We start from the raw sequence: 4,803 nt of genomic DNA on the forward strand, positions 1-4,803 counted from the left end.
TTTGGACATCAAACATGATGCCAGCAAAACAATTTGAGCTAATCAAATTTCTTTTATGGAGAGTTTGATCCTGGCTCAGGACGAACGCTGGCGGCGTGCCTAATACATGCAAGTCGAGCGAACAGAGAAGGAGCTTGCTCCTTTGACGTTAGCGGCGGACGGGTGAGTAACACGTGGGCAACCTACCTTATAGTTTGGGATAACTCCGGGAAACCGGGGCTAATACCGAATAATCTATTTTACTTCATGGTGAAATACTGAAAGACGGTTTCGGCTGTCGCTATAAGATGGGCCCGCGGCGCATTAGCTAGTTGGTGAGGTAACGGCTCACCAAGGCGACGATGCGTAGCCGACCTGAGAGGGTGATCGGCCACACTGGGACTGAGACACGGCCCAGACTCCTACGGGAGGCAGCAGTAGGGAATCTTCCACAATGGGCGAAAGCCTGATGGAGCAACGCCGCGTGAGTGAAGAAGGTTTTCGGATCGTAAAACTCTGTTGTAAGGGAAGAACAAGTACAGTAGTAACTGGCTGTACCTTGACGGTACCTTATTAGAAAGCCACGGCTAACTACGTGCCAGCAGCCGCGGTAATACGTAGGTGGCAAGCGTTGTCCGGAATTATTGGGCGTAAAGCGCGCGCAGGCGGTCCTTTAAGTCTGATGTGAAAGCCCACGGCTCAACCGTGGAGGGTCATTGGAAACTGGGGGACTTGAGTGCAGAAGAGGAAAGTGGAATTCCAAGTGTAGCGGTGAAATGCGTAGAGATTTGGAGGAACACCAGTGGCGAAGGCGACTTTCTGGTCTGTAACTGACGCTGAGGCGCGAAAGCGTGGGGAGCAAACAGGATTAGATACCCTGGTAGTCCACGCCGTAAACGATGAGTGCTAAGTGTTAGGGGGTTTCCGCCCCTTAGTGCTGCAGCTAACGCATTAAGCACTCCGCCTGGGGAGTACGGTCGCAAGACTGAAACTCAAAGGAATTGACGGGGGCCCGCACAAGCGGTGGAGCATGTGGTTTAATTCGAAGCAACGCGAAGAACCTTACCAGGTCTTGACATCCCGTTGACCACTGTAGAGATATGGTTTTCCCTTCGGGGACAACGGTGACAGGTGGTGCATGGTTGTCGTCAGCTCGTGTCGTGAGATGTTGGGTTAAGTCCCGCAACGAGCGCAACCCTTGATCTTAGTTGCCATCATTTAGTTGGGCACTCTAAGGTGACTGCCGGTGACAAACCGGAGGAAGGTGGGGATGACGTCAAATCATCATGCCCCTTATGACCTGGGCTACACACGTGCTACAATGGACGATACAAACGGTTGCCAACTCGCGAGAGGGAGCTAATCCGATAAAGTCGTTCTCAGTTCGGATTGTAGGCTGCAACTCGCCTACATGAAGCCGGAATCGCTAGTAATCGCGGATCAGCATGCCGCGGTGAATACGTTCCCGGGCCTTGTACACACCGCCCGTCACACCACGAGAGTTTGTAACACCCGAAGTCGGTGGGGTAACCTTTTGGAGCCAGCCGCCGAAGGTGGRATAGATGATTGGGGTGAAGTCGTAACAAGGTAGCCGTATCGGAAGGTGCGGCTGGATCACCTCCTTTCTAAGGATATTTTCGGAATACAAACCTAGGGTTTGTAAGATTACGTTTTGCGTTCAGTTTTGAAGGTTTCGATGGTTCGAGTCCATTTAGGCCCACCATATATACCTCTTGGGGCCTTAGCTCAGCTGGGAGAGCGCCTGCCTTGCACGCAGGAGGTCAGCGGTTCGATCCCGCTAGGCTCCACCAATAATTTGTTCTTTGAAAACTGGATAAAACGACATTGAAAWTGTAACAAAYACATTTATTTTTTTTWAAGTTTTTTTATAGGCTTAATAACTTGGTTAAGTTATTAAGGGCGCACGGCGAATGCCTTGGCACTAGGAGCCGATGAAGGACGGCACTAACACCGATATGCTTCGGGGAGCTGTAAGTGAGCTTTGATCCGGAGATTTCCGAATGGGGCGTTTAATCGCGTAGTATCTTGACGTGAATACATAGCGTCTTGAAGGCAGACCCAGGGAACTGAAACATCTAAGTACCTGGAGGAAGAGAAAGAAAAATCGATTCCCTGAGTAGCGGCGAGCGAAACGGGAAGAGCCCAAACCAAGAGGCTTGCCTCTTGGGGTTGTAGGACACTCTATAYGGAGTTACAAAAGAGCGAGTTAGATGAAGCGACTTGGAAAGGTCCGCCAGAGCAGGTAAAAGCCCTGTAGTCGAAAGTTCGTTCTCTCCTGAGTGGATCCTGAGTACGGCGGAACACGTGAAATTCCGTCGGAATCYGGGAGGACCATCTCCCAAGGCTAAATACTACCTAGTGACCGATAGTGAACCAGTACCGTGAGGGAAAGGTGAAAAGCACCCCGGAAGGGGAGTGAAAKAGATCCTGAAACCGTGTGCCTACAAGTAGTTAGAGCCCGTTAATGGGTGATAGCGTGCCTTTTGTAGAATGAACCGGCGAGTTACGATTACGTGCGAGGTTAAGCTTTAGAAGGCGGAGCCGCAGCGAAAGCGAGTCTGAATAGGGCGAATTAGTACGTGGTCGTAGACCCGAAACCAGGTGATCTACCCATGTCCAGGGTGAAGGTGAGGTAACACTTACTGGAGGCCCGAACCCACGCACGTTGAAAAGTGCGGGGATGAGGTGTGGGTAGCGGAGAAATTCCAATCGAACTTGGAGATAGCTGGTTCTCTCCGAAATAGCTTTAGGGCTAGCCTCGTGATGAGAATACTGGAGGTAGAGCACTGTTTGGACTAGGGGGCCATCCCGGTTTACCGAATTCAGACAAACTCCGAATGCCAGATATTTATACACGGGAGTCAGACTGCGAGTGATAAGATCCGTAGTCAAAAGGGAAACAGCCCAGACCACCAGCTAAGGTCCCAAAGTAATCGTTAAGTGGAAAAGGATGTGGCGTTGCACAGACAACCAGGATGTTGGCTTAGAAGCAGCCATCATTTAAAGAGTGCGTAATAGCTCACTGGTCGAGTGACGCTGCGCCGAAAATGTATCGGGGCTAAACGATTCACCGAAGCTGTGGATTGACATCTACGATGTCAGTGGTAGGAGAGCGTTCTAAGTGCGTTGAAGTCAGACCGGAAGGACTGGTGGAGCGCTTAGAAGTGAGAATGCCGGTATGAGTAGCGAAAGACGGGTGAGAATCCCGTCCACCGTATGACTAAGGTTTCCTGAGGAAGGCTCGTCCGCTCAGGGTTAGTCGGGACCTAAGCCGAGGCCGATAGGCGTAGGCGATGGACAACAGGTTGATATTCCTGTACCACCTCCTCACCGTTTGAGAAATGGGGGGACGCAGTAGGATAGGGTAAGCGCGCTGTTGGATATGCGCGTCCAAGCAGTAAGGCGTGTGTGTAGGCAAATCCGCACACTRTAACGTTGAGCTGTGATGGCGAGTCCGTATGGACGAAGTTCCTGATTTCACACTGCCAAGAAAAGCCTCTATCGAGGTGAGAGGTGCCCGTACCGCAAACCGACACAGGTAGTCGAGGAGAGAATCCTAAGGTGTGCGAGAGAACTCTCGTTAAGGAACTCGGCAAAATGACCCCGTAACTTCGGGAGAAGGGGTGCTCTTGAGCGTGCAAGCGCATGAGAGCCGCAGTGAATAGGCCCAGGCGACTGTTTAGCAAAAACACAGGTCTCTGCAAAACCGTAAGGTGACGTATAGGGGCTGACGCCTGCCCGGTGCTGGAAGGTTAAGAGGAGTGGTTAGCGCAAGCGAAGCTGCGAATTGAAGCCCCAGTAAACGGCGGCCGTAACTATAACGGTCCTAAGGTAGCGAAATTCCTTGTCGGGTAAGTTCCGACCCGCACGAAAGGCGTAACGATCTGGGCACTGTCTCAACGAGAGACTCGGTGAAATTATAGTACCTGTGAAGATGCAGGTTACCCGCGACAGGACGGAAAGACCCCGTGGAGCTTTACTGTAGCCTGATATTGAATTTTGGTACAACTTGTACAGGATAGGTAGGAGCCAGAGATCTCGGAGCGCCAGCTTCGAAGGAGGCGTCGGTGGGATACTACCCTGGTTGTATTGAAATTCTAACCCATGCCCCTTAGCGGGGCAGGAGACAGTGTCAGGCGGACAGTTTGACTGGGGCGGTCGCCTCCTAAAAGGTAACGGAGGCGCCCAAAGGTTCCCTCAGAATGGTTGGAAATCATTCGTAGAGTGTAAAGGCAYAAGGGAGCTTGACTGCGAGACCTACAAGTCGAGCAGGGTCGAAAGACGGGCTTAGTGATCCGGTGGTTCCGCATGGAAGGGCCATCGCTCAACGGATAAAAGCTACCCCGGGGATAACAGGCTTATCTCCCCCAAGAGTCCACATCGACGGGGAGGTTTGGCACCTCGATGTCGGCTCATCGCATCCTGGGGCTGTAGTCGGTCCCAAGGGTTGGGCTGTTCGCCCATTAAAGCGGTACGCGAGCTGGGTTCAGAACGTCGTGAGACAGTTCGGTCCCTATCCGTCGTGGGCGTAGGAAATTTGAGAGGAGCTGTCCTTAGTACGAGAGGACCGGGATGGACACACCGCTGGTGTACCAGTTGTCTTGCCAAAGGCATCGCTGGGTAGCTATGTGTGGACGGGATAAGTGCTGAAAGCATCTAAGCATGAAGCCCCCCTCAAGATGAGATTTCCCATTACGCAAGTAAGTAAGATCCCTCAAAGACGATGAGGTAGATAGGTTCGAGGTGGAAGTGTGGTGACACATGGAGCTGACGAATACTAATCGATCGAGGACTTAACCAAAA

At 51.9% G+C, this 4,803-nt stretch carries 1 tRNA gene and 2 rRNA genes; all 3 read left to right on the top strand.

Annotated features, from left to right (window positions below):
* The first annotated feature begins 52 nt into the window (after positions 1–52).
* Positions 53–1,604, top strand: a 16S ribosomal RNA gene (locus AC1DHY_RS15710).
* Between the two features lie 110 nt (positions 1,605–1,714).
* A tRNA-Ala gene (locus AC1DHY_RS15715) sits at positions 1,715–1,790 on the top strand.
* A 93-nt stretch (positions 1,791–1,883) separates the two neighbouring features.
* Positions 1,884–4,801: ribosomal RNA gene (locus AC1DHY_RS15720) — 23S ribosomal RNA — on the top strand.
* Together the 16S and 23S rRNA genes with 1 tRNA gene alongside form the textbook arrangement of a ribosomal RNA operon.
* Positions 4,802–4,803: the final 2 nt, after the last annotated feature.

The sequence above is a fragment of the Arthrobacter sp. 05L44 genome, assembly GCF_056397605.1.